Origin of the sequence: Mesorhizobium sp. LSJC285A00 (genome assembly GCF_000503155.1) — a bacterium.
Classification (GTDB): Bacteria; Pseudomonadota; Alphaproteobacteria; order Rhizobiales; family Rhizobiaceae; genus Mesorhizobium.
The window spans coordinates 57,566-72,763 of sequence record NZ_AYVK01000019.1 but is presented as its reverse complement, the minus strand read 5'-3'; the positions used below and the strand labels follow the sequence as shown (position 1 = coordinate 72,763).

Genomic DNA, 15,198 nt, shown 5'->3' with positions numbered 1-15,198 from the left:
CATTGTCAGGCAGCCGGGTTAGGAAGCGGTGAAGAACCTGTCATTGAAATGGCCACGGGCGATCATTGAAATGACGCCGGTAGGGCGTTAGAGCAGGGCAAAGGATATCAGCCATGTCGAAGCCCCAGAACCCCGTGCAAATGGCCGTGATCGGCGCCGCCCACGGCATCAAGGGCGAATTGCGGGTGAAAACCTTCACCGGCGAGCCGCTGGCGCTGGCGGATTATGGCCCGCTCTATGCCAAGGACGGCCGCGCCTTCCAGATCATCGACATAAGGCCGGCAAACACTGTCGTCGTGGTGCGTTTCAAGGGCATTGCCGACCGCAACGCCGCCGAGGCGCTGGCCGGCACGGAGCTGTTCGTCGACCGCTCGATGCTGCCGGACGATGGCGAAGAGGACGAGTTCTACCACGCCGATCTCGTCGGGCTGGAAGTCCGCGACGACACGGATGCGGTTGTCGGCAAGGTGGTCGCGGTACACAATTTCGGCGGCGGCGACATTCTCGATGTCACGCTTGGCGGGCGCAAAGGCGTGCTGATCCCGTTCACGCAGGCCGCCGTGCCGCAGGTGGTGGTTGCCGAAGGTTTTGTCCGTGTCGATCCGGCGGCGGCCGGGCTGGTCGAGGACGAGGATGGCGAGGCGCCGCGCGAAGAAGACTTCGACGCGAAGGGCCGGCCGCGCGGGCCACGCGACGCCGGGGGCAACCGGTGACGTTCAAGGCTTCGGTGCTGACGCTCTATCCCGAGATGTTTCCGGGCGGGCTAGGCCTGTCGCTGGCCGGACGGGCGCTCGAAGTCGGGACATGGTCGCTGGAAGCTATCCAGATCCGCGACTTCGCCAGCGATCGCCATCACACCGTCGACGACACGCCGGCCGGCGGTGGCGCCGGCATGGTGATGCGCGCCGATGTGCTGGCCAAGGCGATCGACCACACCTCGCCGTCCGGCGATCCGCGGCCAAAATTGCTGATGAGCCCGCGCGGCAAGCCGTTGACGCAGGCGCGGGTGCGCGAGCTGGCCGCCGGGCCGGGCGCCGTCATCGTCTGCGGCCGCTTCGAGGGTGTAGACCAGCGATTGATCGAGGCGCGTGGGCTGGAGGAAGTCTCGATCGGCGATTTCATCCTCTCCGGTGGCGAGCCGGCAGCCCTGGTGCTGCTCGATGCCGTGGTCCGGCTGTTGCCCGGTGTGATGGGCAATGCGGTATCAGGCGAGGAAGAAAGTTTTGAGAACGGTCTGCTCGAACATCCGCATTACACGCGACCGCAGGAGTTCGAAGGCAGGCCAATCCCCGACGTGCTGGTTTCCGGCAATCACAAGAAGATCGCCGCCTGGCGCCGCGCAGAGTCCGAGAGGCTGACGAAGGAGCGGCGGCCGGATTTGCTCGCCGCTCAGCCCTTGGCAAAATAGTAGACGGCGAGAAACAGGCCGACGGCGATGACGAAGCCGCGTACTGCGTTTTGCGGCACGCGCTTGGCGATCCAGACGCCGGCATAGCCGCCGAGCGCGCCGCCGGGGATCATGACGATTGCCTGAGGCCAGGCAACAACGCCGCCGGAAACGAAGACCAGTATGGCAACGGCGGCGATGACCACGGCCAGCATGTTCTTCAGCGCGTTCAGCCGGTGATAGTCGCCGGATTGCGTCAGGCCGAGCGTCGCCAGCATCATGACGCCCATGCCGGCGCCGAAGAAGCCGCCATAGATGGCGGTAGCGAACTGCGCCAGCGAACCGGCCAGAGAGCCGACCGTGGCTTCATGCCCAGGCTTCGGCGTTGGTTTCAGCCACGGCCCGGCGGCGAACAAGGCGGTTGCGGCCAGCAGCAGCCACGGCACGAGGGCGCGGAACGACGGATTTGAGAGCGCCAGCAGGATGAGCGCACCAGCCAGCGCGCCCAAAGCCGAGATCAGGCAAAGCAGCAGCGCGCCGCGCCAGAAATGCTTGATGTCGGTCCAGTAAGCCAGCGTCGAGGTGATGTAACCGGGAAACTGCGTTACCGAGGACGTGGCGTTGGCGACGATCGGCGGCAGGCCGGCCAGCGTCATGGCGCCGAAGGTTATGAAGGTGCCGCCGCCGGCAACGGCGTTGACGGCGCCTGACAGAAAACCCGCGAGGAAGAGCAGGACTGCGTCGAAAACAGACATTGTGAGGCCGCCGGACAAGTGTGCTGCTCCCGGATTAGGAAGCTTGAAGGGCCGGCGCAACCCTGCACTGGACGATTGCGTGGTGGCATGCGACCAAAAAAGACAGGGCCAAGGCGTGACAAGTCAGTGAAATAGCTGTATGTGCCCGCCCGTACTGGCGAGAAAAATCTCCCGGACCCGTCAACAATGACGGTGTAGTCGCCCCTGCCCAATGTTTCGAAGACAAGATGTCTCGGGGACAAAGGGCATAGCCGAGCGGTCAATGGAACTGCAAGGCGAGTGTCGGACGCTCTGACTGTCGGAAGAACAAGAAGTGGACTATTGAGATGGATATCATCCGTCAGCTCGAGGCCGAACAGGCCGCCAAGATCGAAGCCAAGCGCAAGCTTCCCGAGTTTCAGCCCGGCGACACCGTGCGCGTGCAGGTCCGCGTGACCGAAGGCACCCGCACCCGCGTCCAGGCCTATGAGGGCGTCGTCATCGCCCGCGCCGGCGCCGGCTTCCAGGAAAATTTCACCGTCCGCAAGATCTCCTACGGCGAAGGCGTCGAGCGCGTTTTCCCGGTCTACTCGCCGATGGTCGAAGGCGTCGAGATCGTGCGCCGCGGCAAGGTGCGCCGCGCCAAGCTCTATTATTTGCGCGACCGTCGCGGCAAGTCGGCCCGTATTTCGGAAAACACCGGCGTGCGCGCCCGCAAGCTGAACGATGAGGAGCGCGACGCGCTGAACGCTGAGAAGGCCCGCATCGAGGCCGAGAAGATCGCCGCCGTGCAGGCGCTGGCAGCCGAGAAGGCCGCGCAGGAAGCCGCCGAGAAGAAGGCCGCCGACGAAGCCGCCAAGGCCGCCGACGAGGCTGCAAAGGCGGCGGAAGCGACCCCGGCCGAATAGACCTGGTCCAAGGATTTTGAAAAGGCGGCTTCGGCCGCCTTTTTTCGTTTCACCAGACTGTGAACGATTGCCGGCCGAGAGTTTGGCCATGGCTGTTGACTCGAATTATCTTGTACACTAAATGATAGCGTACAAATAAAATGGAGAACTGACATGGCACTCTACACCACACAGGCTCGCGTCACCGGCGGCCGCGCCGGCCACGGCGAGACCAGCGACGGCCTGCTGAAGGTCGACCTCGCTTTGCCGAAGGAGCTCGGCGGACAGGGTGGCGCCACCAATCCCGAGCAGCTGTTCGCGGTCGGCTATGCCGCCTGCTTCGAAAGCGCCATCCGCTTCGTCGCGCGCAAGCAGAAGCTGCCGCTGGACGATGCGGCGGTGAGCGCCACCGTCAGCCTGCTTCCCAATGGTGAAGGCTTCAAACTTGGTGTCGCACTGGCCGCCGAGACCAAAGGCCTTGATCAGGCGGCGGCGGAAGCGCTTGTATCGGCCGCGCATCAGATTTGCCCCTATTCCAATGCGATCAAAGGCAATGTCGAGGTGGCGCTTTCGACCGTGGCGCTTCCGGCAAAGGCAGCATGACGACGAAGACCGAAACCAGGGCCAGCGAAGTCCCGGCGGACACCGCCGGGAGGATCGCCGTTCCGCGCCTCGACCAGCAGCTCTGCTTCGCGCTCTATTCGGCGAGCGGGCTGATGACCAAGCTCTATCGGCCGCTGCTTGACCCGCTCGGCCTGACCTATCCGCAATATTTGGCGATGCTGGCGCTGTGGCAGCATGCGCCGAGCACGGTCGGCGGACTCGGCGAGGCGCTGGGGCTGGATTCGGCGACATTGACGCCTCTGCTCAAGCGGATGGAAGCGGCTGGTCTCGTCACTCGCCGTCGCGATCCGGCCGACGAGCGCCGCGTGCTGGTCGAACCGACTGCCAAGGGCCAGGCGCTGCGCGCCCGCATCAAGGACGTATCCGCAGGCCTTGCCTGCGCCATGCCGCTGGAAGTCGAGGAGCTGAAGTCGCTGCACCGGACCTTGACCGGATTTGTCGCCAAGCTGCGTGAGGCTACGTCACCATCCTGATCCGTCATCTGACGGGTTCCCGTGTCCAGGAGGGGCCTGGTTTGCCGGCGGCGCAATCACGGAATAAATTCCGACCACGGGGCGTTCTAAAACCGCGTTGGTTGAAGGCATTGGAATCCGCTTTCACCGGACGCTGAGCACCGGACCGGCTTGCAAGCCGTCTGCGGACGGCTAAAGTCGCGCCTGGATTTTCATGCGAGCCCGGCTGCAAGCGGGCTTCTCATCCTGGAGCGTGTCATGACCAAATCGAAGCTGCTGCTGGCCGCCCTCGCGGCCTGTTTCCTCGCGCCCGTCGCTGCATGGGCGGCCGATGCGCTGCCCGATCTCGGCGGCAAGAAGGTCGTGGTGGTGACGGAAAACGCCTATCCGCCGCTGCAGTTCATCGACGCCAAGACCGGCAAGCAGATCGGCTGGGAATATGACGCGATGGACGAAATCGCCAAGCGGCTGAACTTCAAGGTGGAGTACCAGAACACCTCCTGGGACGCGATGATCCAGGCGGTTTCCGACAACCAGTACAACATTGGCATGACCGGCATCACCATCAAGGACGACCGAAAGGAGAAGGTCGATTTCTCCGACCCCTATATGCGTTCGGAGCAGTTCATGCTGGTGCGCGCCGATGAAAGCCGCTTCACCGACGCCAAGACCTTCGCCGCCTTCAAGGACGGGTTGATCGGCGCGCAGGCCGGAACGACGCCGTTCTACACCGCCGTCTACAGCGTGCTCGACGGCAATGAGCAGAACCCGCGCATCAAGCAGTTCGAGACCTTCGGCGCTTCGGTGCAGGCACTGAAATCCGGCGACGTCGATGTCGTCCTGACCGACGGCACCGCCGGCAAAGGCTATGTCGATGCCTCCGGCGGCAAGCTCAAGCTGATCGGCGGCCCGCTCGGCACCGAGGATTTTGGCTTCATCTTCCCGAAGGGCTCGGACCTGGTGAAGCCGGTCAACGCGGCGATCGCGGCGCTGAAGGCCGACGGCACGATCGAGGCGCTGAACAAGAAGTGGTTTCTCGACTACAAGATGGGGCAATAGGCCGTCTTGGCGCGACGGCCGCTGACCCCCCTTGCGGGGGAGATGCCCGGCAGGGCAGAGGGGGGTGTGAAGGATCGCCTCCCTTTTGTTTTGAGCTTTTCCAAAGAGGCCAAAGGTTGTGACTGTAACCGTTTGACAGGTTGGAGGGACAGCACCCCCCTCTGTCCTGCCGGACATCTCCCCCGCAAGGGGGGAGATCGGCAGATCTTGCGAGCGCAGCTGTTCACCAGCGTTGGGCATTGATGCTCGCCTCAACCCCAAAATCCGATTTCCCCTGGTGGCTTGCCGCTGCGATCGCGCTCGCCATCGTGGCTGCGCTCTGCATTGCCGCCAGCGATCTCTACGCCCAGGTTTTTGCCACCGTCGCCAAAGGCATCGGCATCACCATTCTTGTCACCGTGGTCGCCTTCGCGCTGGCTTCCGCCACCGGGCTCGGCATTGCGCTGATGGGGCTGTCGGGGTCGCGTTGGCTCAAGCAGATCGCTCGTTTCTATGTCGAGATCATCCGCGGCGTGCCGATCCTGGTGCTGTTGTTCTGGATCGCCTTCGCCGGCGCGCCGGCCTTCGTGGCTGCGTGGAATGCGCTGACCGCGCCGCTGCAAAACGCCGGCTATCTCGGCGAGCTTTTGGTGCGCGACGTGTCGCTGTTGTGGCGTGCAATCATGGCGCTGACCATCGGTTATTCCGCCTTCATCTCCGAGGTCTTCCGCGCGGGCATCCAGTCGGTCGAGAAAGGCCAGATCGAGGCTGCCAAGGCGCTCGGGCTGACGCGCACGCAGCGCTTCCGGCTGATCGTGTTCCCACAGGCGATCCGCACCATCCTGCCGCCGCTCGGCAATGACTTCGTCGCCATGGTCAAGGATTCCTCGCTGGTCTCGGTGCTCGGCGTCGCCGACATCACGCAGATGGGCAAGATCTACGCCGCCGGCTCGTTCCGCTTCTTCGAGACCTATTCGATCGTCGCCTATATCTATCTCATCCTCACTGTCAGCCTGTCGCTGGCACTGCGGGGGCTGGAGCAACGACTGCGGCGGGCGCAGCAGGAATAGAAGTCCGACGCGGGCACGGCTACGATCGCGGAGGACAGGATTCCGGAGGATGCAGGCGATGACGATCGACAAGGCCAATGCGGCGCTGGGCACCGTCTATTCGGCCGACACGCCGGAAGGGCTGGCCAAGGCCTATGCGGACTGGGCCGCGACCTATGACAGCGAAACCGCTTCGCTAGGCTATCTGCTGCCGTTCCTGATCACCGCCTGGGTGGCGCGCCATGTGCAGGTGGGCGAAGGACCGCTGCTCGACGCCGGCTGCGGCACCGGCCTGTCGGGCCCGTCATTGAAGGCGCTGGGTTATCACGACATTGCCGGGCTCGACCTCTCCGACGACATGCTGAAGATCGCCGGCAGCCGCAATGCCTATGGCGATCTGAAGCAGGCAATGCTCGGCGGGCCGCTGCCCTGGCCAGACGGGCATTTCCGCGCCTTCTTCTCGACTGGCGTGTTCACCATCAGCCATGCGCCGGCGTCCGGCCTGCACGAGCTTGTCCGCATCACCAGAAAAGGCGGCCACGCCATCTTCACCGTGCGCGACCAGGTTTTCGAAAGCGGCGGCTTCCAGGACGTGTTCGATGAGTTGGAACGGGCCGGGAAATGGCAGCCGGTCGAGCAAAGCCCATGGTTCCGCTGCTATGCGATCGCCGAGCCGGATGCGTTGGTAAAGACTTTTGTGTTCGAGGTGCTTTGAGCGCCGCCCTCTTCGCCTTCTCTCACAAGGGGAGAAGCGAAAACACGCCGCAATTGCCGAAAACCGAAAACATTGGTATGAGCCACGCCATGGAAGAGCTTTTTGGCGATCCGGCCTATAAGGGTTTCGTGCTGCAGGACCGAAAACGCCTGCCGTCGCGTTTCTCTTCGCGCATTTCCGGCGCGCTCACCAGCCGACTTAGCTAAGCCGCTTTCGCCGGGCCGAAGGCTTCGGCGCGTCTGCCCTTCCCCTTTTTGCAAATCGACGGACTTACGCACATGAGCGCACCGCGCACCCTCTACGACAAGATTTTCGACGACCATGTCGTCGACCGCCAGGATGATGGCACCTGCCTGCTCTACATCGATCGCCATCTCGTTCACGAAGTGACCAGCCCGCAGGCCTTCGAAGGCCTGCGCATGACCGGCAGAAAAGTCCGGCATCCGGAAAAGACGCTAGCCGTGGTCGATCACAATGTCTCAACCTCGCCCGAGCGCAAGTTCGGCATCAAGAACGAGGAAAGCCGCATCCAGGTCGAGGCCTTGGCCAAGAACGCTAGGGATTTCGGCGTCGAATATTACTCCGAAAACGATATCCGCCAGGGCATCGTCCACATCATCGGGCCGGAGCAGGGCTTCACGCTGCCCGGCATGACCATCGTCTGCGGCGACAGCCACACCTCGACGCATGGCGCCTTCGGCGCATTGGCACATGGCATCGGCACCTCCGAGGTCGAGCATGTGCTGGCGACCCAGACGCTGATCCAGCGCAAGGCCAAGAACATGCTGGTGCGTGTCGATGGCCAGTTACCGGAAGGCGTCACCGCCAAGGACATTATCCTCGCCATCATCGGCGAGATCGGCACCGCCGGCGGCACCGGCTATGTCATCGAATATGCCGGTGAGGCGATCCGCGCGCTGTCGATGGAAGGCCGCATGACGATCTGCAACATGTCGATCGAGGGCGGCGCGCGCGCCGGCCTGATCGCGGCCGACGAAACCACCTTCGCCTATGTCAAGGGCAAGCCGCGCGCGCCGAAGGGCGCGTCGTGGGACGCCGCGCTCGAATACTGGAAGACGCTGCAGTCCGACGAGGGCGCGCATTTCGACAAGGTGATCGTGCTCGACGCGGCCAAGCTGCCGCCGATCGTCTCCTGGGGTTCCTCGCCCGAGGACGTCGTTTCGGTGCAGGGCGTCGTTCCCAATCCGGAAGAGATCACGGACGAGAACAAGCGGACGTCAAAGATCCGCGCGCTCGACTACATGGGACTGACGCCGGGCACGAAGATCACCGACATCACGCTCGACCGCGTCTTCATCGGCTCCTGCACCAATGGCCGCATCGAGGATCTGCGTGCGGTGGCCAAGGTGGTCGAAGGCAAGACGGTGAGTGCGCATGTCGATGCGATGATCGTGCCGGGCTCCGGTCTGGTCAAGGAACAGGCGGAGGCCGAGGGTCTCGACAAGATCTTCATTGCCGCCGGTTTCGACTGGCGCGAGCCGGGCTGCTCGATGTGCCTGGCCATGAACGACGACCGGCTGAAGCCGCATGAGCGCTGCGCCTCGACCTCGAACCGCAATTTCGAAGGCCGGCAGGGCTTCAAGGGCCGCACCCATCTGGTATCGCCGGCGATGGCGGCAGCGGCGGCGATCGCCGGCCATTTCGTCGACATCCGCGACTGGAAATAGCGCAGACTGGTTCAAGCCTGATCTGAGCGTATGCAAAACCCCGAACGGCAAAACCGTTCGGGGTTTTGTTTAAAGCGCGCCGCTCTAAGACCCTTGGGGTATATGCCCTAGCCGGCACGCCGGATGATTTCATGAAATTCCTCCCGGCTGCCGGGTTCGTCGGCCGCGACCACCAGCGCCAGTTCGCGCTCGTCGAAGATCTTGAACCACTCGTCCCATTCGACCAGCTCGTAGCCGCCTGCGTTGACCGGGCGTTCAGGCTGATCCTGGTCCTGATAGGCGTGCTGGCCGAAGACGAGCCTCAGCAACGGCTGCGTTCCGGTTTCGGGCGATACATCGACGATCGCCGGAAATCCGGCGCGCCCTGCGGCCCATGAGCGAATTGCTTCGTGGTCGGTCAGCGTGATCGTGTCGGCCATGAATAACTTCTCCTTGATTGCTGTCACGAAACGCCTGCCTCAGGTCCCGGTTCCGTGCAGCAGCTTCATCAGTGGCGACTTGCATATTCGTCCCGGCTTAACCGCTTGTTGGGGCTTGCGCTCTAAGGTCTTCCCTGACGTCAAGCGGGGAAGTCACCGTCCTTTGGACACCGGCCTGTTCATAGCGCTGCTCAATCCGACGATCGCGCTGGCGCTCGGCGCGGCGTTCCTCGTGCTGTGGTTCTACCAGCGCCACCGGCCCTATCTGGCTGTGCTCGGCACGAGCTATTGCGTGTCCGCGCCCGGCTTCCTGCTGCAGTATTTCACGCTGCCCGGCGGCATCGTGCTGACCAAGCTGGTCTCCAACCTCTGCTTCACGCTCGCCGCCTGCTGCCTCGTCGGTGCGATCATCTCGCGCTACGGCAGGCGCGTGCCCTATATCGCGATCGGCATTCTGGCGGGTGGCGGGATGGTCGCATTCTGCTGGTTCCTGTTCGTCCAGCCGGACTTGACTTGGCGCATCCTGTCGATCAATTTCGGCTTTGGCGGCCTCAGCCTGCTGGTCGCCGCCGAGCTGCGCGCCGTGCGCAAGAACGGCCCGACGGAAAAAATCCTGTTCGTACTGTCGCTGCTGTCCGGGCTGAACTTCATCGGCCGCACGCTGCTCGTCGTCATCTCGCACGGGCCGTTCACCAGCTATGACGGGTTTTATGGCTCGTCCTACTGGACGACGGCGCTTTTGACGCACGCGCTGCTGTCGTTGCTGATCGCGCTCTGCCTGTTCTCGGCAGCTGCGCTCGACGTGATGAAGGCGCTGAAGACCGAGACGCACACCGATCCGCTGTCTGGCCTGCTCAACCGCAGGGGTTTCGAGGAGCGCGCCTTGCTGGTGCTGCAGCATTGCGCTGTTACCAAGGTGCCGGTCGCGCTGGTGCTGGCCGATCTCGATCACTTCAAGGCGCTCAACGACAAATACGGGCATGCCGCGGGCGACCAGGTGATCGCCGACTTCGCCGCCAAGCTTCGCGCGGCCGCCGGCACGCGTGCGGTTGCCGGCCGCATCGGCGGCGAGGAGTTCGCCGTGCTTCTGTCGCTGAGCGATCTTGCCACGGCGCGGCTGTTTGCCGAAGCCGTGCGCACGCACTATTCGGCCGGCAGTGTCGACGGGTTGCCGCCGGGCACCAGGGTGACCGCGAGCTTCGGCGTCGCGGCGCGCACCGGCGACGAAGGGCTGGAGCCGCTGATGCGGCGCGCCGACGAAGCGCTCTACAAGGCCAAGAAGAACGGCCGCGACAGCGTGCGGCTTTCCTATGAGCGGGCCGAAACGGTGTTCATCCCGGATACAGGCAGCGTCGGTTAGCGTCTCGCTTAAACGGCCTCTCGGCCGTGCCGGATCATCAGCGGCAAGGGCTGAGGTTGGGCATTTCGCCGTCGGAGAGGCCGTACATATAGGAGCGGCCCTTCACGAACACCGGCGGCTGGTAGCAGCCACGCCTGGAGATGTGATCCGCCTCGTCTTCATAAAGGACTTCCGGTTCCGCTTCCGGCTGACCGGCGCTGGTATAGTCGGACAATTTCTTGGCCAGCCTGCCTTGGCCGACAATGATGCGCTTGTAGCCGGCGGCGCTGTCGATGACGAGATTGCCCAGGGAATCGGCATAGACACGGTCATGATGACGCGACCAGGCCATAGCCGGGGCGGCGAAGCCGAGACTGGCCGCAGCCAGCACAAGCGCCGCAAGGCGCTCTCTTCCTGAATTCGAAAGCATGGTGTCCTCTCTGATGTGGACCCGATCGAATCGGAAATTAACCTTTTCTTAACCTTTGTTAAGAGGGCAGGCGCATCCGGCGGCGATCTCTCGCCAAACATGGTTAATATCCGACGGGATGGAAAACCCGGGCGTCATCATTCGGCCATGCTTGCCCGCACCATCGGCTGCGACGCACACAACTACGCTGACGTCGGGTGAGCTTGATCTTGGCGGAACATCGCGGCTAGTTAGCCGCGCAGGAGGACAGCATATGGCGTTACGCCGGACGTTTCGGGTGACGCTGTTGTCGATCCCCTTGCTGACTGCCGCAGCCTGCGTGCCGCAGAACGGCGCGCCGACGGCGGTGAATACCGTACCACCCACTGTCGCGCCCGCGCCGGCTCAGCAGTCCGCCGCACCTGTGGCGCCCCCGGCTTCCGCAACGGCTCCGACAGCACCTGCCGCACCTTCAGCCAAGATCGTCACCGATCTTACCGCGCCGCGGTCTGCTGTCGGCACGGCAACTTACAGATGCGGCAAGGCGGCATGATCACCATCCAGAACCTCGGCACGGCGTTGCGTGTTGTCAGGCCCGATGGCACGACCGAGGAGTTTGCCGCATCACCCGCCAACCAGTCCAGCCGCTACCAGGAAGCCGCGTCGCATGACGCAATCGTGATCGACGCGCGCGAGGCGCTGGTGATGAAGAGGGGCTCGACACCACAGACCTGCAAACGATAGCCTGGCGTCGATTGCAAAGGAAATGCCGCACTGCAGCGAACGGTGCGCCGGCTTTCGACGGTGGCCAAATCGATTGAAGCGAAACAGCAGCCTTTTGTCAGACTAAATGACGTTTTCAAAACGATTTTCCGGCTTTGACGCGGTGCAAAAAGAGCATTAGAAACCGGCTGTCTGAAGTCATATATCGAGGCGGTAAGTGCCGCTTTCCACCGCGGCTCCGGACATCGAACTGGGGCAGCCATGAGCAAATCACCAGCCACCCGAACCGCCAGACGTGAACGGCCGCTCTCGCCGCACCTGACGATTTACCGCCCACCGATCACCATGACGATGTCGATCATTCACCGCATCACTGGCGGGGCGCTGTATTTCGGCACGCTGCTGGTCGCCGCGTGGCTGATGGCGGCGGCGAGTTCGCAAGGCGCTTTCGATTGGATCAACTGGGCCTTCGGCACCTGGCTCGGCCGGCTCATCCTGTTCGGCTACACCTGGGCGCTGATGCACCACATGCTGGGCGGCGTGCGCCATCTCGTCTGGGACACCGGCGCCGGGCTGGAGAAAAACACGGCATCGAAGATCGCCTGGGCGACGCTCGCCGGTTCCATCCTGCTCACGCTGCTGATCTGGGTCGCCGGCTACATGGCGCGGGGAACCTTGTGATGAGCGGCACGAACAACAACGATATGCGCACGCCGCTGGCCAAGGTCCGCGGTCTGGGCTCGGCCCGCGAAGGCACCGGGCATTTCTGGCGACAGCGGCTGACGGCCATTGCCAACATCCCGCTGATACTGTTCTTCGTCGGGTTCCTGATCGCGCTCAATGGCGCCGGCTTCGCCGAGGTGCGGGCGGCGCTCGCCAGTCCGTTCGTGGCGCTGGTGTTGGTGCTGGTGCTCGTTTCCGGTCTCACCCATATGCGTGTCGGCATGCAGGTCATTATCGAGGATTACGTGCATGCCGAAGGCATGAAGCTGGCGCTGATCGCACTCAGCACGTTTTTCACCATAGCGGTCGGCGTCGCCTCGATCTTCGCCCTGCTCAAACTGGCATTCGGAGGCTGATTTGGCCAAGGACGCGAAATCGGCCACCGGCTATACCTTTGTCGACCACAAGTTCGACGTGGTGGTCGTCGGCGCCGGCGGCGCCGGCCTGCGCGCCACGCTCGGCATGGCCGAGCAGGGCCTGCGCACGGCCTGCATCACCAAAGTGTTCCCGACCCGCTCGCACACGGTGGCGGCACAAGGCGGCATTGCCGCGTCGCTGTCCAACATGGGTCCGGACTCCTGGCAGTGGCACATGTACGACACCGTCAAGGGTTCGGACTGGCTGGGCGACGTCGACGCCATGGAATATCTGGTGCGCGAGGCACCGGCGGCGGTCTACGAGCTCGAGCATTACGGCGTGCCGTTCTCGCGCACCGAAGAGGGCAAGATCTACCAGCGGCCGTTCGGCGGACACATGATGAATTATGGCGACGGCCCGCCGGTGCAGCGCACCTGTGCTGCCGCCGACCGCACCGGTCACGCCATCCTGCACACGCTCTACGGCCAGTCGCTGAAGAACAATGCACAGTTCTTCATCGAGTATTTTGCGCTCGACCTGATCATGGAACCGGACGGCACCTGCACCGGCGTCGTCGCCTGGAACCTCGACGACGGCACCATCCATCGCTTCTCCGCCAAGGTGGTGGTGCTGGCGACCGGCGGATATGGCCGCGCCTATTTCTCGGCGACGTCGGCGCACACCTGTACAGGCGACGGCGGCGGCATGGCGGCACGGGCCGGCTTCCCGTTGCAGGATATGGAGTTCGTGCAGTTTCATCCGACCGGCATCTACGGCGCCGGCTGCCTGATCACCGAAGGCGCGCGCGGCGAGGGCGGCTATCTCGTCAATTCCGAGGGCGAGCGCTTCATGGAGCGCTACGCGCCGTCGGCCAAGGACCTGGCCTCGCGCGACGTCGTCTCGCGTTGCATGACGCTGGAGATCCGCGAAGGCCGCGGGGTCGGCAAGAACAAGGACCATATCTTCCTGCATCTCGACCATCTCGATCCGGCCGTGCTGCATGAGCGGCTGCCGGGCATTTCGGAATCGGCCAGGATTTTCGCCGGCGTCGACCTGACCAAGGAGCCGATCCCCGTGCTGCCGACGGTGCACTACAATATGGGCGGCGTGCCGACCAATTACTGGGGCGAGGTGCTGAACCCGACTGTCGAGAATCCTGACCGGGTGTCACCCGGGCTGATGGCGGTCGGCGAGGCCGGCTGTGCCTCCGTGCACGGCGCCAACCGGCTGGGCTCGAACTCGCTGATCGATCTGGTGGTGTTCGGCCGCGCCGCCGCAATCCGCGCCGGCCAGGTCATCGACCGCAATTCGGCGATCCCTTCGCCCAACGAAGCCTCGGTCGAAAACATCATGGACCGCTTCGACCGGCTGCGCCACGCCAATGGCTCGACGCCAACCGCCGTTCTGCGTGAGAAAATGCAGAAGGCGATGCAGGAAGACGCCGCCGTGTTCCGCACACAGGAGTCGCTCGAAAACGGCTGCAAGCGCATTTCGCAGATATGGACCGAGCTCAAGGACCTGAAAGTCTCCGACCGCTCGACGATCTGGAATTCCGACCTGGTCGAGACGCTGGAGCTGGAAAATCTGATGGCCAACGCCATCACCACGGTCTACGGCGCCGAGGCGCGCAAGGAGAGCCGCGGCGCGCATGCGCGCGAAGATTTTTCGGCCCGAGACGACATTATCTGGCGCAAGCATACGCTGGCCCGGCTAAGCGAGGACGGCCAGGTGAGCCTCAGCTATCGTCCCGTGCACACCGAGCCGCTGGTGGCGGAAAAGGACGGCGGCATCAGTCTTGCCAAGATCGCGCCGAAGGCCAGGGTATACTGACCATGGTGCCGAAGCCCGTCATCCGAAAGGATCTGAGGTAATGGTCGAACTCACGCTTCCCAAGAACTCCAAGGTGCAGCCGGGCAAGACCTGGCCGAAGCCGGAGGGCGCCACCAACCTGCGGGAATACCGCATCTACCGCTGGTCGCCCGACGATGACGAGAACCCGCGCATCGACACCTATTTCGTCGACATGGACGATTGCGGGCCGATGGTGCTCGACGCGCTGCTCTGGATCAAGAACAAGATCGATCCGACGCTTGCCTTGCGCCGCTCATGCCGCGAAGGCATTTGCGGCTCCTGCGCCATGAACATCGATGGCTCCAACACGCTGGCCTGCACCAAGGGCTGCGACGACATTTCCGGCGCCGTCAAGGTCTACCCGCTGCCGCATATGCAGGTGGTCAAGGACCTGGTGCCCGACCTCACCAATTTCTACGCCCAGCACGCCTCGATCCAGCCATGGCTGAAGACAGTGTCGCCAGAGCCGGCCAAGGAATGGCTGCAGAGCCATGAGGATCGCGAAAAGCTCGACGGGCTCTACGAGTGCATCCTGTGCGCCTGCTGCTCGACCTCGTGCCCGAGCTATTGGTGGAACGGCGACCGCTATCTCGGCCCGGCGACGCTGCTGCAGGCCTATCGCTGGCTGATCGACAGCCGCGACGAAGCCACGGGCGAACGGCTCGACGATCTCGAAGACCCATTCCGGCTCTACCGCTGCCACACCATCATGAACTGCGCCCAGACCTGCCCGAAGGGGCTCAACCCGGCCAAGGCGATTGCCGAAATCAAAAAGATGATGGTGGAGCGGCGGGTTTAGTTGA

General features: G+C 63.6%; 20 protein-coding genes. 17 read left to right on the top strand and 3 right to left on the bottom strand.

Features of this window, described 5'->3' with window-relative positions:
* Nucleotides 1–113: 113 nt before the first annotated feature.
* The gene (gene rimM / locus X726_RS152155; protein WP_023814767.1) at nucleotides 114–713 is read left to right on the top strand and encodes a ribosome maturation factor RimM; all 600 of its coding nucleotides are present in this window, start codon (nucleotides 114–116) and stop codon (nucleotides 711–713) included.
* Nucleotides 710–1,408, top strand: a complete 699-nt coding sequence (gene trmD / locus X726_RS152160; protein ID WP_023670527.1) for a tRNA (guanosine(37)-N1)-methyltransferase TrmD — start codon at nucleotides 710–712, stop codon at nucleotides 1,406–1,408. The genes rimM and trmD overlap by 4 nt, the downstream gene beginning before the upstream one ends.
* Here the strand turns inward: trmD and X726_RS152165 are convergent.
* Nucleotides 1,390–2,142 carry a sulfite exporter TauE/SafE family protein gene (locus tag X726_RS152165; RefSeq protein WP_023683874.1) on the bottom strand — a complete coding sequence of 251 codons (753 nt, stop codon included), beginning with the start codon at nucleotides 2,140–2,142 and terminating at the stop codon, nucleotides 1,390–1,392. The two genes, trmD and X726_RS152165, sit on opposite strands and share 19 nt — an antisense overlap.
* Before the next feature lie 326 nt (nucleotides 2,143–2,468).
* Here X726_RS152165 and rplS point away from each other — a divergent pair, with 326 nt between their 5' ends.
* The 8 genes from rplS (at nucleotide 2,469) to leuC (ending at nucleotide 8,574) form a co-directional block, all read left to right on the top strand.
* Nucleotides 2,469–3,029, top strand: coding sequence for a 50S ribosomal protein L19 (rplS, locus tag X726_RS152170; RefSeq protein ID WP_023670525.1), 561 nt, complete (start codon nucleotides 2,469–2,471; stop codon nucleotides 3,027–3,029).
* A 153-nt stretch (nucleotides 3,030–3,182) separates the two neighbouring features.
* Nucleotides 3,183–3,611 carry an organic hydroperoxide resistance protein gene (locus X726_RS152175; protein WP_023670524.1) on the top strand — a complete coding sequence of 143 codons (429 nt, stop codon included), beginning with the start codon at nucleotides 3,183–3,185 and terminating at the stop codon, nucleotides 3,609–3,611.
* Nucleotides 3,608–4,105 carry a MarR family transcriptional regulator gene (locus X726_RS152180; protein WP_023670523.1) on the top strand — a complete coding sequence of 166 codons (498 nt, stop codon included), beginning with the start codon at nucleotides 3,608–3,610 and terminating at the stop codon, nucleotides 4,103–4,105. Before X726_RS152175 ends, X726_RS152180 begins: the two co-directional genes overlap by 4 nt.
* A gap of 237 nt (nucleotides 4,106–4,342) precedes the next feature.
* Nucleotides 4,343–5,143 carry a transporter substrate-binding domain-containing protein gene (locus X726_RS152185; protein ID WP_023687705.1) on the top strand — a complete coding sequence of 267 codons (801 nt, stop codon included), beginning with the start codon at nucleotides 4,343–4,345 and terminating at the stop codon, nucleotides 5,141–5,143.
* Between the two features lie 242 nt (nucleotides 5,144–5,385).
* Nucleotides 5,386–6,192, top strand: a complete 807-nt coding sequence (locus tag X726_RS152190; protein ID WP_023670521.1) for an amino acid ABC transporter permease — start codon at nucleotides 5,386–5,388, stop codon at nucleotides 6,190–6,192.
* 58 nt (nucleotides 6,193–6,250) lie between these two features.
* Nucleotides 6,251–6,886, top strand: coding sequence for a class I SAM-dependent methyltransferase (locus X726_RS152195; RefSeq protein WP_031215009.1), 636 nt, complete (start codon nucleotides 6,251–6,253; stop codon nucleotides 6,884–6,886).
* A complete protein-coding gene (locus X726_RS1000000171145) occupies nucleotides 6,883–7,092 on the top strand; it encodes a hypothetical protein (protein WP_032996200.1) in 210 nt (69 codons plus the stop codon). Before X726_RS152195 ends, X726_RS1000000171145 begins: the two co-directional genes overlap by 4 nt.
* Nucleotides 7,093–7,164: 72 nt before the next feature.
* Nucleotides 7,165–8,574, top strand: a complete 1,410-nt coding sequence (gene leuC, locus X726_RS152200) for a 3-isopropylmalate dehydratase large subunit (protein WP_023670518.1) — start codon at nucleotides 7,165–7,167, stop codon at nucleotides 8,572–8,574.
* Between the two features lie 107 nt (nucleotides 8,575–8,681).
* On the opposite strand, the gene X726_RS152205 is transcribed toward leuC, so the two are convergent.
* The gene (locus X726_RS152205; RefSeq protein WP_023670517.1) at nucleotides 8,682–8,993 is read right to left on the bottom strand and encodes a hypothetical protein; all 312 of its coding nucleotides are present in this window, start codon (nucleotides 8,991–8,993) and stop codon (nucleotides 8,682–8,684) included.
* A gap of 163 nt (nucleotides 8,994–9,156) precedes the next feature.
* On the opposite strand from X726_RS152205, the gene X726_RS152210 reads away from it, so the two are divergent.
* Nucleotides 9,157–10,353, top strand: a complete 1,197-nt coding sequence (locus X726_RS152210; protein WP_023670516.1) for a GGDEF domain-containing protein — start codon at nucleotides 9,157–9,159, stop codon at nucleotides 10,351–10,353.
* A 37-nt stretch (nucleotides 10,354–10,390) separates the two neighbouring features.
* Here X726_RS152210 and X726_RS152215 read toward each other — a convergent pair whose 3' ends face one another.
* Nucleotides 10,391–10,762 (bottom strand): hypothetical protein, encoded by a 372-nt coding sequence (locus X726_RS152215; RefSeq protein WP_023670515.1) that lies wholly within the window; start codon nucleotides 10,760–10,762, stop codon nucleotides 10,391–10,393.
* Nucleotides 10,763–11,015: 253 nt separating this feature from the next.
* Here X726_RS152215 and X726_RS1000000172390 point away from each other — a divergent pair, with 253 nt between their 5' ends.
* From X726_RS1000000172390 to X726_RS152230, 6 genes are all read left to right on the top strand, one after another.
* On the top strand, nucleotides 11,016–11,294 hold the full coding sequence (locus tag X726_RS1000000172390) for a hypothetical protein (RefSeq protein ID WP_348626761.1): 279 nt from the start codon (nucleotides 11,016–11,018) through the stop codon (nucleotides 11,292–11,294).
* A complete protein-coding gene (locus X726_RS1000000172385) occupies nucleotides 11,291–11,485 on the top strand; it encodes a hypothetical protein (RefSeq protein ID WP_023694497.1) in 195 nt (64 codons plus the stop codon). Before X726_RS1000000172390 ends, X726_RS1000000172385 begins: the two co-directional genes overlap by 4 nt.
* Before the next feature lie 240 nt (nucleotides 11,486–11,725).
* Nucleotides 11,726–12,145, top strand: coding sequence for a succinate dehydrogenase, cytochrome b556 subunit (gene sdhC, locus X726_RS0135350; protein WP_023747372.1), 420 nt, complete (start codon nucleotides 11,726–11,728; stop codon nucleotides 12,143–12,145).
* The gene (gene sdhD, locus X726_RS152220; protein WP_023670512.1) at nucleotides 12,145–12,543 is read left to right on the top strand and encodes a succinate dehydrogenase, hydrophobic membrane anchor protein; all 399 of its coding nucleotides are present in this window, start codon (nucleotides 12,145–12,147) and stop codon (nucleotides 12,541–12,543) included. The genes sdhC and sdhD overlap by 1 nt, the downstream gene beginning before the upstream one ends.
* A 1-nt stretch (nucleotide 12,544) precedes the next feature.
* Nucleotides 12,545–14,374, top strand: a complete 1,830-nt coding sequence (gene sdhA, locus X726_RS152225; protein WP_023670511.1) for a succinate dehydrogenase flavoprotein subunit — start codon at nucleotides 12,545–12,547, stop codon at nucleotides 14,372–14,374.
* 40 nt (nucleotides 14,375–14,414) lie between these two features.
* Nucleotides 14,415–15,194 (top strand): succinate dehydrogenase iron-sulfur subunit, encoded by a 780-nt coding sequence (locus tag X726_RS152230; RefSeq protein WP_023670510.1) that lies wholly within the window; start codon nucleotides 14,415–14,417, stop codon nucleotides 15,192–15,194.
* Nucleotides 15,195–15,198 lie beyond the last annotated feature (4 nt).